At 29.9% G+C, this 24,181-nt stretch carries 28 protein-coding genes and 1 other annotated feature; of the genes, 20 read left to right on the top strand and 8 right to left on the bottom strand.

Annotation, left to right across the window (positions count from 1 at the left end; all coding sequences use genetic code 11):
- Together tnpA and K5Q11_RS06195 are read right to left on the bottom strand one after the other, a co-directional pair.
- Positions 1–278 (bottom strand): IS200/IS605 family transposase (tnpA, locus tag K5Q11_RS06190; protein WP_220751986.1); only part of this gene is annotated, 278 nt, incomplete at its 3' end.
- 143 nt (positions 279–421) lie between these two features.
- Positions 422–1,075: a C40 family peptidase gene (locus tag K5Q11_RS06195; RefSeq protein WP_220751988.1), complete on the bottom strand. Its 654-nt coding sequence runs from the start codon at positions 1,073–1,075 to the stop codon at positions 422–424.
- A 222-nt stretch (positions 1,076–1,297) separates the two neighbouring features.
- On the opposite strand from K5Q11_RS06195, the gene K5Q11_RS06200 reads away from it, so the two are divergent.
- Together K5Q11_RS06200 and K5Q11_RS06205 are read left to right on the top strand one after the other, a co-directional pair.
- Positions 1,298–2,464, top strand: a complete 1,167-nt coding sequence (locus tag K5Q11_RS06200) for a GH25 family lysozyme (protein WP_220751990.1) — start codon at positions 1,298–1,300, stop codon at positions 2,462–2,464.
- 261 nt (positions 2,465–2,725) lie between these two features.
- Entirely contained in the window at positions 2,726–3,061 is a 336-nt protein-coding gene (locus tag K5Q11_RS06205) for a DUF1722 domain-containing protein (protein ID WP_251067926.1), read from the top strand.
- A gap of 25 nt (positions 3,062–3,086) precedes the next feature.
- Here the strand turns inward: K5Q11_RS06205 and K5Q11_RS06210 are convergent, their stop codons facing one another.
- Positions 3,087–3,560 (bottom strand): hypothetical protein, encoded by a 474-nt coding sequence (locus tag K5Q11_RS06210; RefSeq protein ID WP_220751992.1) that lies wholly within the window; start codon positions 3,558–3,560, stop codon positions 3,087–3,089.
- A gap of 228 nt (positions 3,561–3,788) precedes the next feature.
- Here K5Q11_RS06210 and K5Q11_RS06215 point away from each other — a divergent pair, with 228 nt between their 5' ends.
- Entirely contained in the window at positions 3,789–4,475 is a 687-nt protein-coding gene (locus tag K5Q11_RS06215) for a glycerophosphodiester phosphodiesterase family protein (protein ID WP_220751995.1), read from the top strand.
- An 84-nt stretch (positions 4,476–4,559) separates the two neighbouring features.
- On the top strand, positions 4,560–5,234 hold the full coding sequence (locus K5Q11_RS06220; RefSeq protein WP_220728273.1) for a hypothetical protein: 675 nt from the start codon (positions 4,560–4,562) through the stop codon (positions 5,232–5,234).
- 54 nt (positions 5,235–5,288) lie between these two features.
- Here the strand turns inward: K5Q11_RS06220 and K5Q11_RS06225 are convergent, their stop codons facing one another.
- Positions 5,289–5,660, bottom strand: a complete 372-nt coding sequence (locus tag K5Q11_RS06225; protein WP_248601600.1) for an aggregation-promoting factor C-terminal-like domain-containing protein — start codon at positions 5,658–5,660, stop codon at positions 5,289–5,291.
- A 294-nt stretch (positions 5,661–5,954) separates the two neighbouring features.
- Between K5Q11_RS06225 and K5Q11_RS06230 the strand changes: the two genes are divergently transcribed.
- From K5Q11_RS06230 to K5Q11_RS06270, 9 genes are all read left to right on the top strand, one after another.
- Positions 5,955–6,905, top strand: a complete 951-nt coding sequence (locus tag K5Q11_RS06230) for a Dyp-type peroxidase (protein ID WP_220728272.1) — start codon at positions 5,955–5,957, stop codon at positions 6,903–6,905.
- 454 nt (positions 6,906–7,359) lie between these two features.
- Complete coding sequence (gene rlmH / locus K5Q11_RS06235) at positions 7,360–7,839, top strand: 23S rRNA (pseudouridine(1915)-N(3))-methyltransferase RlmH (RefSeq protein ID WP_220751996.1); 480 nt, start codon at positions 7,360–7,362, stop codon at positions 7,837–7,839.
- Between the two features lie 315 nt (positions 7,840–8,154).
- Complete coding sequence (locus tag K5Q11_RS06240) at positions 8,155–8,346, top strand: helix-turn-helix transcriptional regulator (protein WP_220751998.1); 192 nt, start codon at positions 8,155–8,157, stop codon at positions 8,344–8,346.
- Between the two features lies 1 nt (position 8,347).
- Positions 8,348–8,887, top strand: coding sequence for a DUF3278 domain-containing protein (locus tag K5Q11_RS06245; protein ID WP_220752000.1), 540 nt, complete (start codon positions 8,348–8,350; stop codon positions 8,885–8,887).
- A 225-nt stretch (positions 8,888–9,112) separates the two neighbouring features.
- Positions 9,113–9,382: a hypothetical protein gene (locus K5Q11_RS06250; RefSeq protein WP_220752002.1), complete on the top strand. Its 270-nt coding sequence runs from the start codon at positions 9,113–9,115 to the stop codon at positions 9,380–9,382.
- 25 nt (positions 9,383–9,407) lie between these two features.
- A complete protein-coding gene (locus K5Q11_RS06255; RefSeq protein WP_220752004.1) occupies positions 9,408–9,665 on the top strand; it encodes a hypothetical protein in 258 nt (85 codons plus the stop codon).
- 731 nt (positions 9,666–10,396) lie between these two features.
- Positions 10,397–11,095, top strand: coding sequence for a helix-turn-helix domain-containing protein (locus tag K5Q11_RS06260; protein ID WP_220752007.1), 699 nt, complete (start codon positions 10,397–10,399; stop codon positions 11,093–11,095).
- Between the two features lie 111 nt (positions 11,096–11,206).
- Positions 11,207–11,443: a binding site (T-box leader), on the top strand.
- A 64-nt stretch (positions 11,444–11,507) separates the two neighbouring features.
- Positions 11,508–12,698, top strand: a complete 1,191-nt coding sequence (locus K5Q11_RS06265; RefSeq protein WP_220752009.1) for a metal-dependent hydrolase family protein — start codon at positions 11,508–11,510, stop codon at positions 12,696–12,698.
- Positions 12,699–12,711: 13 nt separating this feature from the next.
- On the top strand, positions 12,712–14,334 hold the full coding sequence (locus K5Q11_RS06270) for a peptide ABC transporter substrate-binding protein (protein WP_220752011.1): 1,623 nt from the start codon (positions 12,712–12,714) through the stop codon (positions 14,332–14,334).
- A gap of 28 nt (positions 14,335–14,362) precedes the next feature.
- Here the strand turns inward: K5Q11_RS06270 and K5Q11_RS06275 are convergent, their stop codons facing one another.
- From K5Q11_RS06275 to K5Q11_RS06290, 4 genes are all read right to left on the bottom strand, one after another.
- A complete protein-coding gene (locus tag K5Q11_RS06275; RefSeq protein ID WP_220752013.1) occupies positions 14,363–15,085 on the bottom strand; it encodes an ABC transporter ATP-binding protein in 723 nt (240 codons plus the stop codon).
- A gap of 11 nt (positions 15,086–15,096) precedes the next feature.
- Positions 15,097–15,906 carry an energy-coupling factor transporter transmembrane component T gene (locus tag K5Q11_RS06280; protein WP_220752015.1) on the bottom strand — a complete coding sequence of 270 codons (810 nt, stop codon included), beginning with the start codon at positions 15,904–15,906 and terminating at the stop codon, positions 15,097–15,099.
- On the bottom strand, positions 15,896–16,882 hold the full coding sequence (gene cbiM, locus K5Q11_RS06285) for a cobalt transporter CbiM (protein WP_220752017.1): 987 nt from the start codon (positions 16,880–16,882) through the stop codon (positions 15,896–15,898). The genes K5Q11_RS06280 and cbiM overlap by 11 nt, the downstream gene beginning before the upstream one ends.
- Positions 16,883–16,981: 99 nt before the next feature.
- Positions 16,982–17,647, bottom strand: coding sequence for a Crp/Fnr family transcriptional regulator (locus tag K5Q11_RS06290; RefSeq protein ID WP_220752019.1), 666 nt, complete (start codon positions 17,645–17,647; stop codon positions 16,982–16,984).
- Positions 17,648–17,946: 299 nt separating this feature from the next.
- Here K5Q11_RS06290 and larA point away from each other — a divergent pair, with 299 nt between their 5' ends.
- The 7 genes from larA (at position 17,947) to K5Q11_RS06325 (ending at position 24,079) form a co-directional block, all read left to right on the top strand.
- Positions 17,947–19,221, top strand: a complete 1,275-nt coding sequence (gene larA / locus K5Q11_RS06295; protein WP_220752021.1) for a nickel-dependent lactate racemase — start codon at positions 17,947–17,949, stop codon at positions 19,219–19,221.
- Between the two features lie 24 nt (positions 19,222–19,245).
- Positions 19,246–20,016, top strand: a complete 771-nt coding sequence (gene larB, locus K5Q11_RS06300; protein WP_220752023.1) for a nickel pincer cofactor biosynthesis protein LarB — start codon at positions 19,246–19,248, stop codon at positions 20,014–20,016.
- On the top strand, positions 20,013–20,792 hold the full coding sequence (larC, locus tag K5Q11_RS06305; RefSeq protein WP_220752025.1) for a nickel pincer cofactor biosynthesis protein LarC: 780 nt from the start codon (positions 20,013–20,015) through the stop codon (positions 20,790–20,792). The genes larB and larC overlap by 4 nt, the downstream gene beginning before the upstream one ends.
- A 53-nt stretch (positions 20,793–20,845) precedes the next feature.
- Complete coding sequence (gene larC2, locus K5Q11_RS06310) at positions 20,846–21,247, top strand: nickel pincer cofactor biosynthesis protein LarC2 (protein WP_220752035.1); 402 nt, start codon at positions 20,846–20,848, stop codon at positions 21,245–21,247.
- Positions 21,248–21,268: 21 nt separating this feature from the next.
- Entirely contained in the window at positions 21,269–21,982 is a 714-nt protein-coding gene (larD, locus tag K5Q11_RS06315; RefSeq protein ID WP_220752027.1) for a D/L-lactic acid transporter LarD, read from the top strand.
- Between the two features lie 41 nt (positions 21,983–22,023).
- Positions 22,024–22,860: an ATP-dependent sacrificial sulfur transferase LarE gene (gene larE, locus K5Q11_RS06320; protein WP_220752029.1), complete on the top strand. Its 837-nt coding sequence runs from the start codon at positions 22,024–22,026 to the stop codon at positions 22,858–22,860.
- A 178-nt stretch (positions 22,861–23,038) separates the two neighbouring features.
- Positions 23,039–24,079, top strand: coding sequence for a zinc-dependent alcohol dehydrogenase family protein (locus K5Q11_RS06325; protein WP_220752031.1), 1,041 nt, complete (start codon positions 23,039–23,041; stop codon positions 24,077–24,079).
- The last annotated feature ends 102 nt before the right edge of the window (positions 24,080–24,181 follow it).

Consider the following 24,181-nt stretch of genomic DNA (forward strand, 5'->3'; position numbering starts at 1 on the left):
AGTCGCCATGCACTAATTCCTTTAAGCCACCTTACAATATTAGTTACAGATAGCTTTGGTGGTGCACTAACCAATAATTGAATATAGTCATCTTTACCAACTTCCATATGGTCAATAATAAAACCGTATTTTAAAGAAACTTCAAGTAATGTTTTCTTTAATACAACCTCAACGTTTCCTTTTAGAATGCGGTTGCGGTATTTAGTTCCCCATATGATGTGGTAATTTAAGTTAAAGGCAGATGTTCTACCATATGTAATTCTTTTATTATCTTTCATACAATCATTATAACATTATTTTATCTAACCATGTGTGTTTAGTGCAAAATAATAGGCGATTCATCAAGTCCTTGAAAGAACGTGTTTCATCGCCTAAATAAAAAATTTTTTTCGTAAGTAAAAAGTTGATTAAAAAATTATAACTATTTAATTTTAGCAACCGACTTGCTATCGGCAGTATAAAAGTTACCACGATAAGTTTCTAAACGTTTTAAAGAACCTAATTTTACTACTCTAGCTTGAAAAGTACGACCCTTGTTTAAAAATCCATTCTTAGCTTTTAAATTGATATCTTTGTATGTACATAAACGGTTCATTTTTACTATAAAAGTATGTTCATTATTTTTGTTACTATGTTTGAAATTGATACGTTTATCTTGGAAATCCAATGGTCTGGAATAACCACTAATGTGCCACCATGGTTCATCGATGCTTTCTTGTTTGACGCCATTTAATTGAGCATCAATCATTTCCCTATTACCTATGTAAATTCCGATGTGTGAGTGTTCATTATTATTTTTACCAAAAAAGATTAAATCACCAATTCTTAATTGATTGTCATTAATTTTATTAGTAGTTTGAGATTGTAATTCAGTATTTCTAGGTAAATCTTTGTTAGCTGCTAATTTATATACGTATTGAACAAATCCTGAACAATCATAGCCATCAGGACCATTTCCGCCATAATTATAGGGGGTAACAATTTTACTTTTAGCGATTTGTAATATTTTACTTTGAATACTGTTAGCAGATACTTTATTAGCAGATACTTTATTTGTGAAAAAATAAACATGCAACTTATTAAAATTGTACTAATAACTAATTTAAAAACTGTCTTTACCAATTCTCTTACCTCTTGCCTTTTGTTTTTTAATTAAACTACCACTTTTGTTATTACATTTATTATGAAAATGTTAAAAATAATGACTCCTTTGTTATAATTTGTAACTTATTTATATCATTGATGAAATGTTTAAAAGTTACAATGACGTTAATCTATATACATAGGAGCGTTTCTATTGAAAATAAAAGTAATTATAGCTAGTATTATTGTGTTTTTAATGACAATTATTAGTTTTAACGTAAAAGCTGCTCAAAACAATGTTTATGATTTATCTGAATGGCAAGGTAATTTTACTGATAGTCAAGTTCAACAGTTGAAAAAAGAAGTGCCATTTGTAATTTTGAGAGTTCAGTATGGTAGCGCTTATTATGATAAAACTTTTGATCATAATCGTAACTTATTGGATAAATATAAAGTTCCATACGGTGTATATTCTTTCAGTCAATATGAGAGTATTAGTGATGCCAAAAACGAAGCTAGAGTATTTTATAAGCGAGCGCCTAATGCTAAATTTTATGTAAATGATTATGAAGACCAAACAGTTAAGTCTGGAGGAACTAATGAAGCTACTTTAGCTTGGTTAAATGAATTAAGACCGTTAGTAGGCAAACGGAAAATTCTGTTTTATTCATATCAAAGTTTTATGTTGCAACATGCATCTGAAGCCATTAGTGCATATGATGGATATTGGTTAGCTGCATATCAATCCACTGAACCAACCAGAGAGCATGTTTTATGGCAATATACAGATCATTATTATTCACCAGCTTTAGGTAAATATATTGATTCAAGTTTATTAACAACTAAAAAAAGTGATTGGTTTATTGGCAATAATGGTCAAAGTGTCGTTGAAAACACAAAGTATTATAATTACAATTTTAAATTTAAAGTAAAAAGTGCTGCACAAAATAATTTCTATAATCACGTTTTTGATGACAATAAGTATAAAAGTAAGTTGGCTTTGAACCAATATAATACAAATTATAAAGGTAAGACAGTTGATGTTAACCAAAAAGCAGTAGTTAACGGAAAAACATATTATCGCTGTTATCATAACGGTAAGTTGTTAGGGTGGATCAATGTTGACAGTCTGAGTGCATACATTGATTATCAAAACATCAGTGAATATAAAACGATTAAAGTTACACCTAAAAATAATTTTTATAATCATATTCCAGGTAGTCATTTTTCAAACATTAGAATGTTTCACCAGGGAAAAAGCTATGCAAACAAAAAAGTTAAAGTTTTAGCTAAGGCTAAAAAACATGGCTGGCATAGTTATTATTACAAATGTTCATACAATGGAAAACATATCGGTTGGATATATCAATCTGCATTTTAAAAATAAAGGAGCTTATGCATTGGCATAAGCTCCTTTATTTGTGTAATAATTTAAGAAAGGAAATTGGATTTAGTTATTAATTAAATTAATAACTAAACAAAAGATTCTAGGAATGCTAGAAATAATTATTGTTTGTAAATAATATAATATCATTTTATAATCTTTTTGCAAGTCTTTTTTAATGTTTTTTTAATGTTATGGAAAGGATATGATTATATCAAAAGTTGGCAAGAAATATGGGCATATAATAAATACTGGGTAATGGCTCGATCGCAGCAAGCATATAATCAAATTAGAACTTTAGCTTCTAATAATGAATGGAATGTTGATAAACAAAGTTACTTTAATCAGCTAATTAAAGATTTGGAATCAAAGGAACCTACGAATGCTACCTTAACTACAGCTTACCAACATGTCTGGGGATATTTTAAAAAAATATGTACCGAAGACGAGAAAATTATTTATAAAAAATATTTAAGCGAATTAAGTACAGATAATGATGATTTAGGTCCATACTTGGTTCATTTAACTGATAAATATAAAGTTAAATATTTGGAAAAATCTAGAATTATCCAGGAACTAAAAAAGAGAGAATGATTTAACATTCTCTCTTTTTTGACTTTTAGTCAGCTCTTTTTTCGTTATCTTGAACTCTTTTAACGTGTTTAGAAATATCATTGTAAAATGCTTTTTCAATATCTGAATCCCCAGCACTTTTATATGCTTGCCAACTTCCTACCAAATCAATGTTAAATAAGGCAATCTTGTTATATACCAAAAATTCACGAGTTAAAGTTTCTTTTAAGTCTTTTACGATAACCTTAGTACGGTCTAAAACTTCAAAACGTTTTTCTTCAATGAATGATGATTCAAACTCTTTTTGATATTTATTTAAAAAATCGCTCATAACCATATTAAGTTGGTCATTATATTTTTCGATAAAATGTCTTTTACCATCACGCACAGTAAAAAATTCACTATCAACTAAGAAAGTTAGTTTAAACCATTCAGTATTGCCATCACGTGAGCTATCGTAACTTAAATCGGGGTCATTATATTCGTTAAACATTTCGGATACTAAACCAATATTTTTCATACTAATACTCCGTTCTCATTATTTATTTTTAATAAGAAATTTTATTTTAATTTTCATAACTAACATTAAAACCTATGTATAATTATACCCTCATATGAAAAACATACCAATGAGATATATTTTGTTAAAAAGTGTAAAATCATATACAATACATGAAACTTTATAGAAGAATTGTATCAGTTTTTACCATTAAATTAAAAGGATTCATAACTGTAAGGAGGATTTGAAATGAATAATACTATGATTTTTGGCCATAGAGGTTACCCAGCTCGTTTTCCAGAGAACTCACTTGAGGGCTTTAGATATGCAATTGATAATAACATTGATGGATTAGAATTTGACGTACATTTAACAAAAGATAATGTACCGGTAGTAATACATGATGAAACCGTGACTAGAACTACCGATGGGGTCGGATATATCAAAGACATGGATTTAAGTGATGTTAAAAAATTTAAATTACGAAATGGTGAGACAATTCCAACGCTTGAAGAATTACTAAGAATTGTTGAGCATAAAGAAATTTTCTTAAATTTAGAATTAAAAACTAATAAAATAAAGTATGAAAACATTGAATGGATCGTAACTAAATTAATTGACCAATTTCATATTATTAATCCAATTATTTATTCTTCATTTAATCTAAAATCACTAAAAAATTTAAAACTAATTAATAAGAACGCGCAATGTTGCTATCTTACTAGTCGTAAAATATCCAATCCAACTAAATTTATGCAAAAGCACGATTTAAGTGCACTGCATTTAAGTTATTCTGATCAAACAATTATGAATTATGAACGTGTTTGGACGGTAGATAGTTCATTTAGAATGTATAATTTGTTACGCAAAAATGTTTCAGGAATTATTACTAATAATTTTACTAAAGCCTCTAGAATTAGGAAATTAATAAGTTAGTAAAGAAAATTTTAAATTATTAAGTTCAAAAAAAGATGTTTAGGTGTTAGAATAGTTACAACCTGCTCTATGGAGGCTATGACAATGGCACTTACAACTGCTAAAATGTATTTTTTGATTTCGAGTAAAGCTAAAGATAGCCGTGCAATGATTAATAATATTCATGCACGCGCTTATTTAGTCGACAGCTGTTTATTAGACTTAGCAGCTGCAGACGTTATCACTTTAAAAGATAATCGAATCGTTATAAATGAAGTTTTACCGCATAGTTTGTATTTCTTAAACTCATTTATGGATGTGATTATTCGTAATAAAGATGATGACATAGATACAGTAATTGCTAAAATATTGCAAAATGTGGGTGTCATGAAACATACCTACCTCGCGCTTGGCGAAGAATTTACCGAAGATGGCAATGTGGTTGAAAAACAAAAAGGAATTATTCATAAAGTGAGAACCTTTGTTCCACAGCATAAGACGAATGCTGAAATAATTGAAAACATCGCTAGTCAAATGCTTGGAACTAGACCAATGTCGATTAATGTATTTTGTTTAACCGAGATTTTAGTTTTGAGTCGACAGTTAAGAATTTATTTCAAAGCTCGAGAACGCAAAGCGATAAAAAATCGATTGATCCGATTAGAACAACATCCAGAATATGCTAAAGTTTTTGAATTATCTAAAGAATTTGAAATTCATATGAAGAAGGTTACCAACCTAATAGCTAAAGAAACACCTTCATCATATATTAATTTGTAAATAAAAAAGCCTTAAGAATTATTATTCTTAAGGCTTTTTTATTTGATTTAAATTTTAGTACCAGTGGTGAGCTTGCCAAAAGCTTTTAGCATTTGTCCAAGAACCATAACGACTAGCAACATAGCGGTTAGCTGTTAGTTCTTGATTCTTTTTAGAATAGTCACCGTGTAAGTAACTGATACTTAATTGGAACTTACCGTAACAAACACCGTTTCTAGCGTGGTATCTGTTAGTAGATTCATGAAATGAAATCCATCTTCTTGCAGCAATATCTTGCTTGGATAAGTTGCTTTCTGCAACTTTTTGCCAACTTGCAGCTTGTACGTTCACTTGGTTGTTTGATGCAGCTGAAAAAGCAAAGAATAAACCGACTGCACTTACGATAGTAACGAATACTTGAATTAATGTTTTTTTAGTTTTTTGCAAAATTAAATCTTGCTCCTTTTTTAAATAAATAAATTATTTTGTCGTACGTTTTGATTACAGACAATACTATAACTGCTCAATATATCATTAGTGTTATTGGTTTTTTACAGTTATATTATGAAATGTTACAGAAATAAGTCATTTTTTTATAGAAACGCGTTATAAAGGGATTCTTATTGTAATTCCAAAAAATAATTTATAAATTGAAAATATAAAAAAATAGCCTATAATAATATTTGTGAGCTAATTTATAATCAGTATTATCTAATAAATAGTAGAAAGAAGCGTTTTAATATGGAATTCAATCCTGGAAATGCACAAGATGTTTATAAAGATGCCGGTAAAAATGTTTTATTTACAATTTTAAAATTAAACCGCAAAGATCAAAACGACGATAAAAGTAAAGTTCAAGAACTATGTTCACGTGAACAAGCAATTGTTCGTTCAATGAATATTAGATATCCTGAATATCATTTAAAAGTGGCGATGGGTTTTTCTAACGATGCTTGGGATTATTTATTCCCTAATGCTAAAAAGCCAGCTGAATTAGAAACATTTAAACCTATTCATGGGCCTAAATACACCGCACCTGCTACTGATGGAGATATTTTTATTCACATTAGAGCAGATGAAGAAACGGTAGTATATGAAGTAGCTGATCAATTACATAACTATTATCGTGATATTGCTAAAGTAGTTGATGAAACCAAAGGCTTTAGATATTTTGAAGGTCGTTCAATTATTGGCTTTGTTGATGGAACTGAAAATCCAGATGGTTCTGAATCAGCTAGCTATGCCATCATTGGCGATGAAGATGAAGACTACATTAATGGTTCATACGCTTTCGCTCAAAAGTACATGCATGACATGGACAGTTGGAAGAGTTTGAGTACTGAAGACCAGGAAAAAGCCGTTGGTCGTAAGAAATACTCAGACTTAGAATTAAAAGATGAAGAAAAATTGGCTAATTCACACAATGTCGCTTCACAAGATAACGATGATGGTGTTGAACATAAAATCGTTCGTATGAATGTACCATTTTCTAATCCAAGTGAAGGAACCACTGGAACATACTTTATTGGTTATGCTAGACATTGGACAGTTACTAAAAGAATGCTAGAAAATATGTTTAGTTTGTCCGATCGTATTTTAGACTTTTCAAATCCAGTTACTGGAACCATGTTCTTTATTCCATCTAAGAATACTTTGCAACAAATTGTTGATGATGAATTACCATTAAAATAGTTTAGATTAAAACATCTACAAACTTTATTGTCTGTAGATGTTTTTTTGTGCAATAATATTATTGTTTGTTAATGTTTTGTGAACGAAATACGAGGTTTACACTATAAAAGTTTGTGAAAATTAATTTTACAAAAATAATTTGTTTTTGCGTTTGTATGATGATCTAAATGATTAATAAAATAAATGTTATAAAGCTTGATGTATAAGAGAATTAAAGTTATCCACAAACCTGTGGATAACTTTTACAGTTAAGGCTTTTTTAAACGTTTGTACCCATTTGAAATGTTGATTTTATAACGTTTATAGATGGTAATGCGAACACAGGTTATCCACAGTTACCTGTGGATAACTTTTTGTAGTGATAATTATATATAAACACAATTTATAGTATTCAATTAAAATAACTAATACTAAATATAGTTAAGCTGAAAAAGTAGAAAGGATAATTTCACAAATGAATATTAAACTAGTAGTAGTTGGGAAACTAAAAGAAAAGTATTTTAAGGCTGGAATTGCTGAATATAGTAAGCGGTTATCACGTTTTTGCAATTTTCGGATTATAGAAGTTCCAGATGAAAAAGCCCCTGAAAACTTAAGTCAAGCACAAATGGATAATGTGATGGAAAAAGAGGGGAGTCGTATTTTAAGCAAAATCAGTGATCGAGAATATGTATATGCATTGGCTATTTTAGGTAAGGAACGTGCATCGGAAGAGTTTGCTAAAGAAATTGACCAATTAACTACATATGGACATTCTGATATTACATTTGTAATTGGTGGTTCATTAGGTTTGTCAGATAAAGTATTAAAACGTGCGGATACTCAAATATCTTTTGGTCGATTTACATTACCACATCAATTGATGCGACTAGTATTAACTGAACAAATCTACCGTGCATTTATGATAAATGAAGGTAGTCCGTACCATAAGTGATGCGGTTTTCAATATTTATAGTGTTGTTTTTTATTAACCAATACATTTGTTTTCGTTAATTTTTTAAAGCAAAATACTATGGATTATAAATATATTCATCTCTAATTTAATAGAAGTTAAAATTGAAATATGCATTTTATTACAGAACCTTTAATCATTGGTATTTAAAAATAATGGTTGAAGGTTTTTATGTTTTTTGAATATTTACATAGTATTTAAACTTTAATTTATTAATATTATTGACTTTTTTTATTTTTCAGGTAACATATAAGTTACTTAAGTAATTTATATGTTACCTAATTAGGAGATTTTTTTATGAATAATAAAGTTAAGTTAGTCAGAATTTCTAGTGGTATTCAACAAAAAGAATTAGCTTTAAAGGTTGGAATTTCTAGGCAGACTCTTAGTTTGATAGAAAAAGGGCAGTATAATCCTTCTTTAAAGTTATGTATAAATATAGCTGAAGCACTAAATTCTGATTTAAATTCATTATTTTGGAGGGTTTAGAATGAAAAAATCAAAAGAATCTTTTTACACTAAATTAGTAAGAAGAATATACGGAATACAAGGAGAATTTGATGAATATAAGCAACAACAAGTTAACAAAATTGGTAATAAAGCCTTTATTTTTCTATTCGAATATTTATCTACTTCAATGATTATTTTTTCTATATTTTTAGTTTCTTCTATAAATAAAGAACTTATTTTACTATGTTATTTATTATGTAATTTTATTGCTTTCTTTATTGTAATATTTTATTTAGCGATATTAGTTTCTAAATCAAAATTAGATAGAGTTGAATCTTACGATAATGATGATTACATAAACTTAGTGAAAAAGTCTAAAAAGAAGGCTATTTTAGGAACTATCGGTTTTTTCTTAGTAGAAAGATTGATTAGTTTAATATTGGAATTAGTTGACAATACAAGTAAATCATCCTTTATAAGTTTAATTATCTCTCCTATTGATAATATTATTTGGCTTGTAGGTTCTTTGATAGCTGGTATTGCTTTTTATTTCATTATGCTATCAAGAATAAAGAAATAGTTAGGTATTTAGATGCAATAATTTCTCCATTTGACAATGTTTTTATGGTTTACCGAAACAATATTTGTTGGTGTAACAAGTTATTTTACGCTTAAACATAAGACTAAGAAATAAATAATAAAACATGTACTGGAGATATTATCTATGTTCAAAAGAATAAAATATTTATTTATAAGTGTTTTACTTTGTTCTTCAATTATAATTATGTCAATTTGTTATACATTTATGAGCAAGCAGCTTATTTTTTCAGGAATAGTTTTATTTTTAATGCTACCTAGCTTTTTTCTAACTAGTAAATTTCAACTAAATTATTCAAGACAAAGCAAAATTAATTCAACACTATTAAATGTTAGAAATATTTTTTTAAGTTTAAGTATTTTAGAGTTAACTTTAAAAATATATGTAGAAATAACGGTGGGCGTTGCATCAATTATACTTTTGACAGTATGTTCATTAATAATCGATTTTTATGTTGTTTTAAAAATGCAATATTAATAAATAGTTGAAAGGTGGTAATCATTTGAGTTTGAGCAGTAAGAAAATGTTAATGTTTATTTTGCAAATATTAGTCTATATTATTTACATATATTCTGCTATTTTTATAACATATGAAAAGATTGTAACGATTATTGTTATGACAACGATAGCAATAATTGGTAGCTTACAATTTCATCATAAAGCTAAATCAATGAATGCAGATGAACTCAGCAGACAATTAAATCTTAGAATTTCGTTAGTAATTGTTTTTATAATTTTATTATCTTTTTTGATTTTTTAATACATGTAAAATTACAATATCAAATCCAAATTTTCTAATTTGAAAAGAGTATTAATATAATATCTAAGAAAGCTCAAAAGACAACTATATCTTTTGGGCCTTTTTATTCGCTATATTTTAGAGTCAAAAAAGGATTAAATACTAGTCTATAAACTAATATTTAATCCTTTTTTGAATTTCTTATTTTTAATAACTTACTGTAAATATGATCCAAATTATTCCTGAAAACAATTGAACCGTAGAGTTAAATTGTTTTTTCTTATAAACATTGTAAATGAAATTTAAAGAGTATAATGCATATATTGCAAATACCGTTAAGCACATTATTTCATAGGACAAATTATAAAGAATGCTCATTAATTTCAACGCGAACAAAGTGACTGATAAAAAATGAACAGACAATGAAATGATTTTAAAAAACAATGCTCCATTATTTCGATTATTTACATGCTTGATTTCCATGAAGTTGCTCCTTTTTAACTTTTAAAACCAAAATGTAGTATTATTAATTTGTATGTTGAATTTTAAATTGACAGATGTTTTATGCTAATTATTATTAGCATATTTAATTTATTAATATAATTTTTTGTTAAAAATTACTTATATTAAATATTATAATTATTTTATTTTTAATTTTAATGTTAAATTATAAAATTGCATCAATTAATTTTGTGTATGTACATTTTATATAAAATATGTTATATGGCGTTTTTATGTTAGGAGGTATCTTTATGACAATTGGTAGCAATATTAAAAACATACGAAAAAATCATAATCTTACGCAGGAGCAATTCGCTGAAGAAATTTATTGTTCCGCACAATCAGTTTCAAAATGGGAGAGAGATTTAATTACGCCTAATTTGGATGTTATAAAAACAATATCATCTAAGTTTAATGTATCAATATCTTATATTCTCTCCAATGATAATGAATTAAATTTTGAAAAAACTGTTTTAGATACCTCCATTTCTTTATTAAAGGAAAACATTATTCCATCAATTGAGATGCTTGCTAGGTGCACAGCTTTAAGTAAACATTCGCTACAAACACTATTTAACAATGATAATGATTTGATTGTTTTTATTATTAAAAAATTTGATGAGAATATAAAAAAGAAATTAATTCTGAACATAGATAATAATAATGTTATCTATACTTTCATAGACAATTGTTTACCCATTCTTAGAATGAACAAAGATATTTTAAAGCCAATGTATTCAGATCACAATACTAGTGCGATTATTATCCAATATCTAAAAAAAACTTACAGTCAGTTGTTAAAAAATCATTTAAACATACATGATGAATTGAAAGTGAATATAATTGTTTCTAACTGCATTGAAATTATCAATGCTGCTTTAACATATTACTCTGAATATTCAATATCAGATATAAAAAGAACCTTTTCTTCTGCTATTTCTGATATCTAATCATGATAATTTTTGTTTATTTATCTTGATTTATATATTTATTATCAAAAACACATTTGACAAAAGATTAAAAATAGATTAAAGTTACTCTCATAAACAAAAGCATATAAATTAAAAACGTTGATTAGAAAGAGTAACTTTTTAAATAATTTTAAGAGAGACTTAGTTTGGTGTGATAAGTTAATTTTTTAAATAGCGAAAATCATCTATGAGTTGCTGGACCAATTAAGTAGTCTAAGCTGGGAATTCCCATTAAAGAATCTGCAAATCAATAGGTTTGTTTGAGATATGCATGTTTTTTGATGCATAAAAAAGGTGGTACCGCGTTTTTTATAAAGCGCCCTTTATTTCTTGTATAGAAATAAAGGGCGCTTTTTTGTTTTTAATAAATTTTATGATGGAGTGATGAATTATGAAGAAAGTTTTGTACAAAAATTTTAATTTATTTAACGGTTTTGAAAATACAACATATAAAAATTGCTGGATGTTGGTAAATAATGATGGAAAACTTGAAGCAGTTTCTAGTTCAAATAGTTTTCCAAATGAAAATGATTTAAAAGTTGTAGACTTGGAAAATAAATATGTAATGCCGGGGTTAGTAAACTGTCACACGCATATTACTTTAGATTCTAATACCCATGATGGGGGTGTTTCTGTAGATCAAACTGAAGCAACAGTAAGAGCTTTAAGTAATTTAAAAGACCTTCTAAAATCTGGAGTAACATATATTAGAGAATGTGGTAGCATGTTTGGATTAGACACTACATTGGCTAAGTTACAGAGAAAAGGTTTATTGAAAAAAAGTCCTGAAATTATGTCATCTGGTTGTGCTTTGACTATGACTGGCGGACATGGTGATTATCCTAATGGTGGAAAAACAGTTGATTCACCTGATGAAATGCGCAAAGCAGTTAGAAATAATTTTAAAAATGGCGCTCAATCAACTAAGGTTATGGCTTCAGGAGGCGTTATGTCTCCTGGTGATTATATGGACGAAGCACAACTAACAGTTGAAGAGTTAAAAGTAGCTGTTGAAGAAACCCATAACAAACATGCAGTCGTTGCTGCACATGCGGAAGGAAATCCTGGAATTATGAATGCTTTAAAAGCGGGCGTTGATTCCATCGAACATGGTTTTTATTTAAACGATGAAGAATTAGAAATGATGTTAGATAACAATCAATATTTAACACCAACTCTTGTATCAGCTTGGTGTATTGCGGAATATGGTAAAGATACTTTACCAGCTTGGGAATTAAATAAATTAACAGATGCTTTGGATGATATTTATAAAAATGTGAATAGAGCTTATGAAAAAGGAGTTAAAGTCACGTTAGGTACAGATGCTGGTACACCATATAATAATTTTCAAAAGACTCCTAAAGAGTTTGAATTGATGACTAAAAAAGAACATTTTTCAAATTTTGATGCTTTAAAAACATCTTTACATTCAGCTGAACTAATGAATTTGAAAGATTATGGAACACTAGAAAGTGGTAAATACGCTGATTTTCTTGTATTAAATGAAAACCCATTAGAAGATGTCGTTGCAGTACAACAAAGTGATAAGCAAGTGTATAAATTTGGAAGAAGGGTATTTTAAAAAAGGTGATTTTATGAATAAAACTAGATTAGGATTATTATCTACAGTAACTTTAGGTGTATTTTTATTGACTGGATGTGGTAAATCAAGTAATTCCAGTAATCAGAGTTCACAAAAATTAAATTGGATGCAGCCTTCAAACTTAATGACACTAGATCCGTCTAAATCTGTAGATACTACTAGTGCAAATACTTTATCTAATGTTAGTCAAGGACTATTAACCAGTCCAGAAGGGTCTAAAGTAGTTGCTGGAGTAGCTAAAAGTTATAAAGTATCTAAAGATGGAAAGACGTATACATTTGATCTAAGAAAATCTAAATGGAGTAATGGTGATTCAGTAACTGCAAAAGACTTTGTATATGGTTTTCAAAGAACTGTTAACCCCAAAACAGCTTCCCAAAATGCTTATTTATATGATCATTTTTTAAATTATAATGGTGTAAAAAGTGGGAAAATGAATCCTAATAAATTAGGCGTTAGCGCTCCTAATAATTATACTTTAGTAGTAAAACTTAGTAAGCCACAATCTTACTTTAAGTATTTAGTTACTCAAACAGCTTTTCTACCACAGAACGAAAAAGTTGCTACAAAGTATGGTAAAGGTTACGGAACTAGTAGCGATAAACAAGTTTATAATGGGCCATTTGTTGCTAAGGGTTGGACTGGTACAAATGATAGCTGGCGCTTAAATAAGAATACTAATTTTTGGGATAGAAAAGTTGTTAAACTGAATAGTTTAAAAATGAATGTTGTTAAAAGTAGTCAGACTGGTCTGAACCAATATCAAACTGGAGCATTAGATGCACTATCATTAACTAATAAACAACAAGTAGATAATTTTAAGAACTCTAAAGAGTTTAAAAAGAATCAATCTGTTTACTCTAATTTTATTGAAATGAATAGAGATAAAGTTAAAGCTTTTAAAAATTTGAAAATTCGTCAAGCTTTATCACTTGCAATTAATAGGAATCAGTTTGTTAATAATGTTATGGGTGACGGGTCTACAGTTACAAAAGGCTTTGTTGCCTCAGGTTTAGCTTATAAAAATGGAAAAGATTATGCAGAAACCTCACATGTTAAAGGGACTACTGATTATAATTTATCTAAAGCAAAAAAACTCTGGAATGAAGGACTTAAAGAAACTGGTCATAAGGGAATGAACTTAACTTTAACTTATGATGATAATGATGTTGCAAAAGCTACATCTGATTTTCTTCAAAGTGAATGGGAAAAACTGCCAGGTTTGACAATATCTAATATTAATATTCCTAAACAACAAAGAATTGCTAGAATGTTTTCAGGTAACTATGACTTATGTGTAACTGGTTGGGATGCCGGTTATGCTGATCCTATTGCAGCGCTTGCAATTAAAACCTCTAGCAGTCCTATGAATTTTGGAAAATGGTCTAATAAAACATATGATAATTTAATAAATAAATCTGATAATAAAGATGCTAATAATAGTAATTCCAGATGGAATGATATGGTTCAAGCTCAAAAAGTTTTATCTAATGATGTTGGAGCAATTCCTTTTTATCAAAGTGCTAAACCTTCTGTAGTTAAAGATAAAGTTAAAGGACTAGAATATAATCCAATTGGTAGTGGATGGGATTTTACCAAGGCTTATATAAAATAAAAGCATAAACTAAAAAGTTTATGCTTTTTTAGTATTCTAATGATGTTTTTAAAGCATTATCTCGTTCAATTTTTATAGGAGTTAAATCATTTTTTAGAGTATGATTTTCGTTAAAAATTAAACATCTGTCGATAACTTCATTAATGTAATAATAATTATGACTGGATACAATCAAAGTTTTGTTAGCATCCTTCAACTTTATCAAAATTTTTTGAACTATTTTTTGATATTTAGGTGATAAACCGTTAAATGGTTCATCCATTATGATTATGGGAGGATTCATCGTTAGGACACTGGCAATTGCTACTAATTTTTGTTCACCGCCGGATAGTTGATAGGGAACTCTTTCGGCTAAATGTTCAATGTGTAAAAGTTTTAAACAATCGGTAACTCTTTGATTAATTTCGTTTTGATCTAATCCCATTTGAAGGGGTCCAAAAGATAGTTCAGCAGTTACTGATTCATTGAATAATTGACTACTACTGTTTTGAAAAACATATCCAATGCTTTGATGTAAATAATTAGCTACGGAAGCTTTTTTTATAGTTTTAGCATTAATGATTTGATTATTAAATTTATAAATACCATCTTTAGCAGTAATGAGACCGGTTAATAACTTAAATAGGGTAGATTTACCACAACCATTAGGTCCCATGATGCCTATCGTTTCACCATCATTTATTTTTAGGTTTAAGTTATTTAAGCCAATTCTATTTTGATAAAGAAATTCTATATTTGACAGTTCAAACATTTAATTACCCCTTAAATTCCTATAGTTATAAATAAAATAATAACGATTAGGTTTGTTGCAATCAAACTATAATCAGCTTTTTTTAAATTCATAGAACTTTTATGGACAGAACTAATTTTGTAGCCCCTTAGAAGCATGGCATTAAAAACCTCACTTGTGTATTTTTTGGAGTTTAGATATAGTTGTCCGAAAACTTTTCCAATAATTCTTTGATTATTAAGTGGTTTACCGACCATTCTTAATCGCACAGCCCACAAATTTTCTTGTAAAAAGATAGCCAATGTATGTATATACTTCAAACTTATATCTAAAACTAAAATAATTAAATTAGGACAGTGTAGTTGCTTCAATCCAATTATGATTTGCTGCCAACTATTTATTTGTAAGAAGTAAGCAACATTTAAAATAACTATTGCTAAGCGAAATATAAAAAATAAAGTGGCAGATACATTACCGATTATAATATTAGGAATAACAAATATAACTGAACACAGGAACATTTTTATGAAATTATGTCCTAGACGTTCGATTTGTTTAACCGATAATTGGCAGGTTTGCAATAGTATTATGATAAATACTGACCAGATAAATCGATTACTGTTACTGCATAGCACTAGAATTAAAATAATTAACATACTAATTAATTTGAGCCATGCAGATTGTTTATTATTATTTATAAGTGGTTCGTTTTGAAAATGTTTTATGAAGAAACTAATGATATTTAAATTTATTTGAATGATTCGACTATTTTTGACAACTTGATTATTTAATTCAAGATGGTTAGTTTTTTTTAACCAATTTGGTAGATCATCATTTGGCATGATAATGCTTCCTCATAATTTTACTTACTAAATACAATATTATCACTGCGGTTATGGCACTTAGCATGTATCCACTAACATCGGATAGACCGCTTACTGCATAATCACTGAAAATGGCGTTAAAACTAAATCCATGACTAATTCCACTAGGAACTAGGTGATTTGGCAACATATTTTTCAGTTCTTGAGCATCCCATTCACCAAAAGCAGTAGATTTGGTTAGTAAACCTAATGGACACAAAATAATCATAGCAATTAATAATTTTTTGAAAAAATTCCCAACATTATAGGATTTTTGAGAGGTTTTTTTAACATTTTGATATAGCTCGCCAGGTGCAACTTTCAAGATGAATCTATAGACAGCTAAAGTAAAACCAGCTTCAATCCAACCAGCAACTACTAAATGAGCAAATAACATTGCGGGGATAGTAATCATTAATCCATAGGGTGAATACATAGGTTGATTGTGAGCAGTATGGGCGATAATTGGTTGGATACCTAACTCAATTCCTGCTAATAATGCTGCCACATTAATACCGATAAAAGCACCAACAAAAGCACCAGTTTTTTTATATTTAAATTTATCAAATATTTTGAAACAAAAGTAACCAACAAATGGCATTATGATTGCCATATTAAAAATATTTGCACCTAATGCTAATATTCCACCATCACCAAATAAAAAGGCTTGCATTAATAAGACAATTGTTAATGCTATGCAGGCTGCATAGGGTCCAATCAGGAGCGCTAACAAAGTAGCTCCAACGGCATGCGCTGAAGTACCACCAGGAACAGGAACATTAAATAACATAATAATAAATGCTAAAGAAGCCGAGATTCCTATCATGGGAATGGTTTCTTTTTTTTCTTTGATTTGAAGTTCAACTTTTTTAATTGAGAGGGCAATTACTGGTGTAGCAGCAGTGAACATTGCTATACAAGTTTGCGGACTTAGATAATTATCGGGAATATGCATAATAAAAAGCCTCCATTTTTTTAATACTCTTACAGAAACTAAGAATACTCTTATAAAATGAGGCTTCATTATCATTTAACGTTGACAAATGTTAACAAATTAGTCGGCAATGTTGTCTAGAAGATAACTTATATCTTGAATAACGAACTTGTGATTAACCATTTTTATTACATTATCTTTTTTTAGTTGATTAAGCATTCTATTGACGCTACTTCTAGAACTAATACCACAAAAACCAGCGATATCTTCATTGGTAATTACAAAGTCAATTAAAATACCATCTTTATGTTTTTTACCAAAAGTATCAATTAAATTATACAAAAAATAACATAGACTACCTTTTTTACCATTCATCATCATTCTTTGTAATCGACAAATGTTTTCTGATAATTTTTTACGGTAGTAATTTTTAACATAATTTTGCAGTTCTGGAATTGAATTAACATAGTTCCAAAAAGTTACGCGGTCAATTTGATAAAACTGTGCTTTTTCTGATTCAACCCGCACATTGCAAGGTTGATCAGTATATTTAGAGACTTCATCTCTTAATAATGAGATAACGTCAGGTTTAGATATATAGGAAAGGTTAAATTCACGACCATCTTGTAAGATTATTGAGTTCTTAATGATTCCATTCTTTAAGATGTAAGTATAGTGCTCTTCTAAACCATGATATGTAAGGTAAGTATGCCTTTTTTTAGTTATTACGGGTACATTTTTTTCTTCTAAGAAATTTACCAAAAACTCAGTATCACTTAAGACCAATGTAATCTGACCTTTCTTAATAGAATATGCTTATTTCAAATATAAACTAATTTTTATCAATAATAATTTTATTATACACGTTATAATACCTGCGACAATGACTCTTTTTTTACATTTAGATAACATCAAATAATTATAGTCACTATATCGATTTAAGCTGTTAACATTTGTCACACTCTTTTATTAACTTTATTTGTAGTTTATAAAAGCGATGGCATACCTTTTACGAAATCCGTATAACTATAAGTGTTGCGTCAAAGCATATTAACTTAATGTAATACGGAAGGAAGTCTTTTAGCTTGGTTTCAATATCGTTACCATATGATAAAAAAACACTTACAGCAAATATAGATGACAAAAATTTTGCTGGAGTACTTTCATCAAAAGCTAGTACATATAAAAGTGCATTATCAGAAAAAGAAGTTGTCGAAAAATCTTTAGATACCCCAATAGATAGTCCTAAATTGGAAGATTTAGCTAAGGGAAAAAAGAATATAGTGATAATTAGTTCTGATCACACTAGACCAGTTCCATCAAAAATCATCACTCCGATTTTATTGCGTAGAATTCGTTCAGTATCTCCAGATGCGCGTATTAGAATTTTAGTAGCCACTGGATTTCATCGTGCTTCTACACATGAAGAATTAGTTAACAAATATGGTGAAGACATTGTAAATAATGAAGAAATTGTCATGCACGATTCTCGTGATGATAGCTCAGTTGTGAAAATTGGACAATTGCCATCTGGTGGTGATTGCATTATTAACAAGGTAGCAGTTGAATCAGACTTATTGATTTCGGAAGGTTTTATCGAATCGCATTTCTTTGCTGGTTTTTCTGGTGGTAGAAAATCAGTTTTACCAGGAGTGGCTTCTTATAAAACTATTATGGCTAATCATTCTGGTGAATTTATTGATTCACATTATTCAAGAACTGGTAATTTACATCATAATCCAGTTCATAAAGATATGGTTTATGCTGCTAAGACAGCTGGCTTGAAATTTATTTTAAACGTTGTTTTAGATGAAGATAAAAAAATTATTGGTTCTTTTGCAGGCGATTTAGAAAATGCGCATAAAAAAGGCTGTGAATTTGTAGAAAGCCTATCACATGTGGATAAAGTAGATTGTGACATTGCAATTTCAACTAATGGTGGTTATCCATTAGATCAAAATATTTACCAAGCTGTTAAGGGAATGACTGCAGCTGAAGCAACTAATAAAGAAAATGGTGTCATTATCATGGTTGCAGGTGCACGTGATGGACATGGTGGTGAAGGTTTTTATCATAATATTGCAGATGTAGATGATCCTAAAGAATTCTTAGATTCAGCTATAAATACTCCAAGACTAAAAACTGTTCCTGACCAATGGACTTCGCAAATTTTAGCTAGAATTTTAGTACATCATCACGTGATTTTTGTATCCGACTTAGTGGCTCCAAGTTTAATCACTAGTATGCATATGGACTTAGCTAAAACATTAGATGAAGCGCTGGAAAAAGCTTATGCAATTGAAGGTCAATCAGCAAAAGTAACAGTTATTCCAGATGGATTAGGTGTAATTGTTAAATAGAATGGCGGAAAGAAATGACTGATTATGGAAATAAATAGCGAAATTGAACAACTTCTAAAGGGTGTAGCTCAAAATGACACTAGTATTTCTGATGCAATTAAGCAATTGCAAAATCTACAAAGTGCAGACCTAGGTTATGCAAAAGTTGACCTAAGCCGTAAATCCAGAAACGGATATCCAGAAGTTATTTATGGTGCTGGTAAAACACCCACACAAATAATTGAAATTATGAAAGCCTTGAAAGCTCAAGGTGAGAACGTTTTATGCACTAGAGTTAGTCATGAAAAATATCAAGAAATTAAGTTAGCTGAACCAAACGCTAAATATTTTTCTGATGCGCAATGTGTTCAATTAATTCAACAGGAAATAAGTTTAACTTCTGATTATATCGCTGTAGTTACTGCTGGCACTTCTGATGTTCCAGTAGCTGAGGAAGCAGCAATAACCGCACAAATGTATGGAAACAGAGTTAAACGTATTTATGATGTGGGGGTAGCTGGCATTCATCGTCTCTTTGAACATTTAGATGAAATCAGAAAGGCAAAAGTAGTTATTGTAGTTGCTGGGATGGAAGGCGCATTAGTGAGTGTTGTTGGTGGTTTGATTAATGCACCTTTAATAGCAGTTCCTACTAGCATTGGTTATGGAACTAACTTTGGCGGCTTAACCGCGCTTATGACAATGCTAAATAGTTGTGCTTCAGGCATAACGGTGGTCAATGTCGATAATGGTTTTGGAGCAGGATATTCAGCTAGTTTAATGAATCATTTAGGAGTAAAGGAGAATACAGATTGAGAACTTTATACTTAGATGCTTTTTCTGGAATAAGCGGTGACATGTTTATCGGTGCTTTACTAGATTTAGGCATTGATCAAGATGCTTTTATCAATAAACTTTCAAACTTAAATATAAAAGGTTATTCCATTAAGGTTAATAAAATTGCACAAAGTAGTATTTACGGAATCGACTTTGATGTTATTTTAGATCACGGTCAAAAAGATACAGGTTTTGTAGAACATCATCATGGTCATCACCATCATCATGATGCACGCCACTTATCTGAAGTTAATAAAATTATTGACGACAGTAATTTAAGTGATTATGTTAAATCAAATGCAAAACAAGTATTTATGTATATCGCCACGGCTGAAGCAAAAGTACACAATTTACCTATTAATGAAGTTCATTTTCATGAAGTTGGAGCTATTGATTCAATTGTAGATATTATTGGTGCTTTTTTAGCTTTGGAAATGTTAGAAGTTGATAAAGTTATTGCTTCGCCTTTAACTGATGGAAGTGGATTTATACATGTTGCACATGGTATGATGCCAGTTCCGGTTCCAGCTGTAATGGAAATGCGAGTTAATGCTAATATTCCTATTAATCAAAATTTGTCTATCAAAACAGAATTAATCACACCTACTGGGATGGGGATTGTGAAAACCATTGTCAGTGAATTTGGTTCAATTCCTGGAAATCAAAACATTACTAAAGTGGGTTACGGCTTTGGTAAACGTAAAACAGAGCAATTAAATGCTTTAAGAGCAGTCTTATTTGAAAAAAAAAACTAAGTCACAAGGTCGTAAAGCAGAACAAGGATGAAACTTTATTATTAGAAGCTAATATTGATGATCAAAGTGCGGAACGTTTAGCAGCCATATTACCAGTGTTAATTAATGCTGGGGCTTATGATGTCTACTTTACGCCGATTCAAATGAAAAAAAATCGTCCAGCTACGAAGCTTAGTGTGTTGATTAATAAACGAGATTTAGAAGATATAACCTATCTCATTTTTAAACATACTAGCACCGTTGGAATTCGCTATCAAAGCTTTAATAGAACGGTTATGTCACGTCATTTTACTAAAGTAACAACACCTTGGGGTGCAGTTTCAGTAAAGGTAGCAACTTTTAAAGATATTACTAAACAAACGCCTGAATTTGAAGATTGTTTAGCCATATCACAAAAATATAAGCTACCTATAGATAACGTATATCAAATGGTATATCAACAACTAAAAAATTAATTAATTTGGAGGATTCGTATTGTGTTACACCAATTACTAGCAGAGTTTATGGCAACTGCCTTAATGATAATTTTTGGGGTAGGAGTTCATTGTGATGAAGTTTTAAAAGGTTCTAAGTATCGAGGTTCCGGACATATGTTTTCCATTACAACTTGGGGATTCGGAATTGCTGTTTCACTATTTATATTTGGAAACGTTTGTATTAATCCCGCTATGGTTTTAGCTCAATGTGTATTAGGAAATATTTCATGGGCTATGTTTATACCTTATTCAGTCGCTGAAGTTTTGGGTGGAATAGTCGGTTCAATAATTGTTTATCTTATGTATGCAGATCAATTTAAAATGTCACAAGGTAAAGTTGAACCAGACGCTATTCGTAATATCTTTTCTACCGCTCCTGGTATCCGTAATTTACCTAGAAACTTTTTTGTAGAATTTATTGCTACATTCATTTTTATTGCAGCTATTTTAGCTATTTCCGAATACAAAGTGGCAGTAATGACACCTATGGAAGTTGGTTTGTTAGTTTGGGCTATTGGTATGGGACTGGGTGGTCCTACTGGTTTTGCGATGAACCTAGCTCGTGATATGGGGCCAAGAATTGCACATGCAATTCTACCTATTAAAAATAAGGCCGATTCTGATTGGCAATATGGAATTTTAGTTCCGGGAATTGCACCATTTTTAGGTGGTTTATGTGCAGCTTTATTTATGCGTAGCTTTTTCGGAATGTAATTAATTTTTAAAATATTCAATAAACGAAAGAAGATATAAATATGCAAGATTTAAATCTAAAAAAAGTAAACTTAATTAAAGAATTAAAGAATATGGGCAAAGTAGTAGTAGCATTTTCCGGTGGAATTGATAGTACTTTAGTTTTGAAAATGGCTTTAAACACTTTAGGTAAGGACAATGTTTTAGCAGTAGTTGCTAATTCAGAACTTTTTACAGATGAAGAATTTAATAAGGCGGTATCTTTAGCTAAGGATTTAGATGCCAACGTCGATACAATGAACTTGAACTATTTATCTGATGAACATATTGCTAACAATACTCCAGAATCATGGTACTATAGCAAAAAGATGTTTTATAATTCATTGAACAATTTAGCCCAAAGTAAAGGTTTTGAATATGTAGTTGATGGTATGATTATGGACGACAATTCTGATTTCAGACCGGGCTTAAAAGCTAGAGATGAAGCTAATGCTAAGAGTGTTTTACAATTAGCTAATTTTTATAAATCAGATGTTAGACAACTATCTAAAGAATTAGATTTAAGCAATTGGAACAAGGTTGCTAGTTGTTCAGTATCATCACGTTTTCCATATAATACCAAATTAACTTTAGAAAATATTGAAAAAGTAATGTTATCAGAAAAATATTTGAGAAGTCTGGGTTTTCTAACAGTGAGAGTTCGTTGTCATGACAATATTGCTCGAGTAGAGGTTCCTGAAAATCAAATTAGTGATTTTCTTAAAAATAGACAAGCTATTAATGATATATTAAATGAATATGGTTTTGAATTTATCACTTTAGATTTAGCTGGTTTCAAGAGTGGTCGTATGAATGAAGTGTTGACTGATGACCAAAAACAAAAATTAATGAATGCATAAACAAAATAATAAAAAAACTCTATTTTAATAATTGAAATAGAGTTTTTTATATATAAACTTGACTTCAAGTTAACTCAAAGGTCTATGATTAATTTAATCAGTCACATTATTTGTATTAATTGATTAAACATTAGAGAATAATGTTGATATTACAAAGTTAACTAGGAGGTTATTTTAAATGAAAACAACTGTATTTATGGGTCCTGGAAAAGTGGAATTACGTGATTTGGACAAACCCACAGTGGAAAAAGATGATGATGTAGTAATTAAAGTAGTGAGAGCATGTGTTTGTGGATCAGATTTATGGGCTTATCGTGGTATTAGTCATAAGCCTAGCAATTCTTTAAATGGTGGGCATGAAGCCTTAGGAATTGTTGATTCTGTTGGTAAAAATATAACCACTGTTAAACCGGGTGATTTTGTGATTGCTCCGTTTACACATGGTTGTGGTAAGTGTGCGGCTTGTCTGGCTGGCTATGAAGGTAGTTGTCTATCACATCAAGACAATTTTAGCTCTGGCTGCCAAGGTGAATATGTTCGTTTCCAACATGCCGAATGGGCATTAGTAAAAGTACCAGGTCAACCAGAAGACTATAGTGAAGAAATGTTAAACTCATTACTTTCACTATCTGATGTAATGGCTACTGGATATCATGCAGCTAGAACCGCTAATGTTAAAAGTGGTGATACTACTGTAGTTGTTGGTGATGGAGCTGTTGGTCTATGTGGAGTTATTGCCGCTAAGATGCGTGGAGCTAAACAAATTATTGCGATGAGTCGTCATGAAGATCGTCAAAATTTAGCAACTGAATTTGGTGCAACTGAAATTGTTGCTGAACGTGGTGAAGATGCAGTTAAAAAAGTGATGGAACTTACTCATAATCAAGGTGCTGATTCAGTATTAGAATGTGTAGGGACTGAATTGTCTACTGATACGGCTTTAAAAGTGGCACGTCCAGGCGCAACTGTTGGTCGTGTTGGGTTACCACACGTTCCTAAAATGGATGTTACTGCACCATTCGGTAAAAATGTTGCATTAGCTGGCGGTCCGGCTTCAGTAACTACCTATGATAAAGCTGTCTTATTAAAAGCAGTTTTAGATGGTGATATTCATCCTGGAAAAGTTTTCACTAAGAAATTTAAATTGCATGATATTAATGATGCATACAAAGCTATGGCTGATCGTAAAACTATCAAGTCAATTATTGTTATGAAATAAATTTTTAATAAAAAGGAACTAACCAAAAGTGAAGTGCCTTAAAAAAGTTAGACAATTATTACTAAATTAAATATTTAATTTCATGGAATGATTTCGATATTC

It is taken from the genome of Apilactobacillus xinyiensis, from assembly GCF_019656235.1.
GTDB lineage: Bacteria > Bacillota > Bacilli > Lactobacillales > Lactobacillaceae > Apilactobacillus > Apilactobacillus xinyiensis.

Coding starts and splice junctions, on each gene's coding strand:
- larB (WP_220752023.1), top strand. CDS start 19,246: ATGGAAATAAATAGCGAAATTGAACAACTTCTAAAGGGTGTAGCTCAA.
- K5Q11_RS06275 (WP_220752013.1), bottom strand. CDS start 15,085: ATGTTTGAACTGTCAAATATAGAATTTCTTTATCAAAATAGAATTGGC.
- K5Q11_RS06210 (WP_220751992.1), bottom strand. CDS start 3,560: ATGAAAAATATTGGTTTAGTATCCGAAATGTTTAACGAATATAATGAC.
- K5Q11_RS06245 (WP_220752000.1), top strand. CDS start 8,348: ATGAAAAAATCAAAAGAATCTTTTTACACTAAATTAGTAAGAAGAATA.
- K5Q11_RS06205 (WP_251067926.1), top strand. CDS start 2,726: ATGGCTCGATCGCAGCAAGCATATAATCAAATTAGAACTTTAGCTTCT.
- K5Q11_RS06240 (WP_220751998.1), top strand. CDS start 8,155: ATGAATAATAAAGTTAAGTTAGTCAGAATTTCTAGTGGTATTCAACAA.
- cbiM (WP_220752017.1), bottom strand. CDS start 16,882: ATGCATATTCCCGATAATTATCTAAGTCCGCAAACTTGTATAGCAATG.
- K5Q11_RS06220 (WP_220728273.1), top strand. CDS start 4,560: ATGGCACTTACAACTGCTAAAATGTATTTTTTGATTTCGAGTAAAGCT.
- K5Q11_RS06230 (WP_220728272.1), top strand. CDS start 5,955: ATGGAATTCAATCCTGGAAATGCACAAGATGTTTATAAAGATGCCGGT.
- K5Q11_RS06250 (WP_220752002.1), top strand. CDS start 9,113: ATGAGCAAGCAGCTTATTTTTTCAGGAATAGTTTTATTTTTAATGCTA.
- K5Q11_RS06270 (WP_220752011.1), top strand. CDS start 12,712: ATGAATAAAACTAGATTAGGATTATTATCTACAGTAACTTTAGGTGTA.
- larE (WP_220752029.1), top strand. CDS start 22,024: ATGCAAGATTTAAATCTAAAAAAAGTAAACTTAATTAAAGAATTAAAG.
- K5Q11_RS06325 (WP_220752031.1), top strand. CDS start 23,039: ATGAAAACAACTGTATTTATGGGTCCTGGAAAAGTGGAATTACGTGAT.
- K5Q11_RS06260 (WP_220752007.1), top strand. CDS start 10,397: ATGACAATTGGTAGCAATATTAAAAACATACGAAAAAATCATAATCTT.
- K5Q11_RS06280 (WP_220752015.1), bottom strand. CDS start 15,906: ATGCCAAATGATGATCTACCAAATTGGTTAAAAAAAACTAACCATCTT.
- K5Q11_RS06215 (WP_220751995.1), top strand. CDS start 3,789: ATGAATAATACTATGATTTTTGGCCATAGAGGTTACCCAGCTCGTTTT.
- rlmH (WP_220751996.1), top strand. CDS start 7,360: ATGAATATTAAACTAGTAGTAGTTGGGAAACTAAAAGAAAAGTATTTT.
- K5Q11_RS06265 (WP_220752009.1), top strand. CDS start 11,508: ATGAAGAAAGTTTTGTACAAAAATTTTAATTTATTTAACGGTTTTGAA.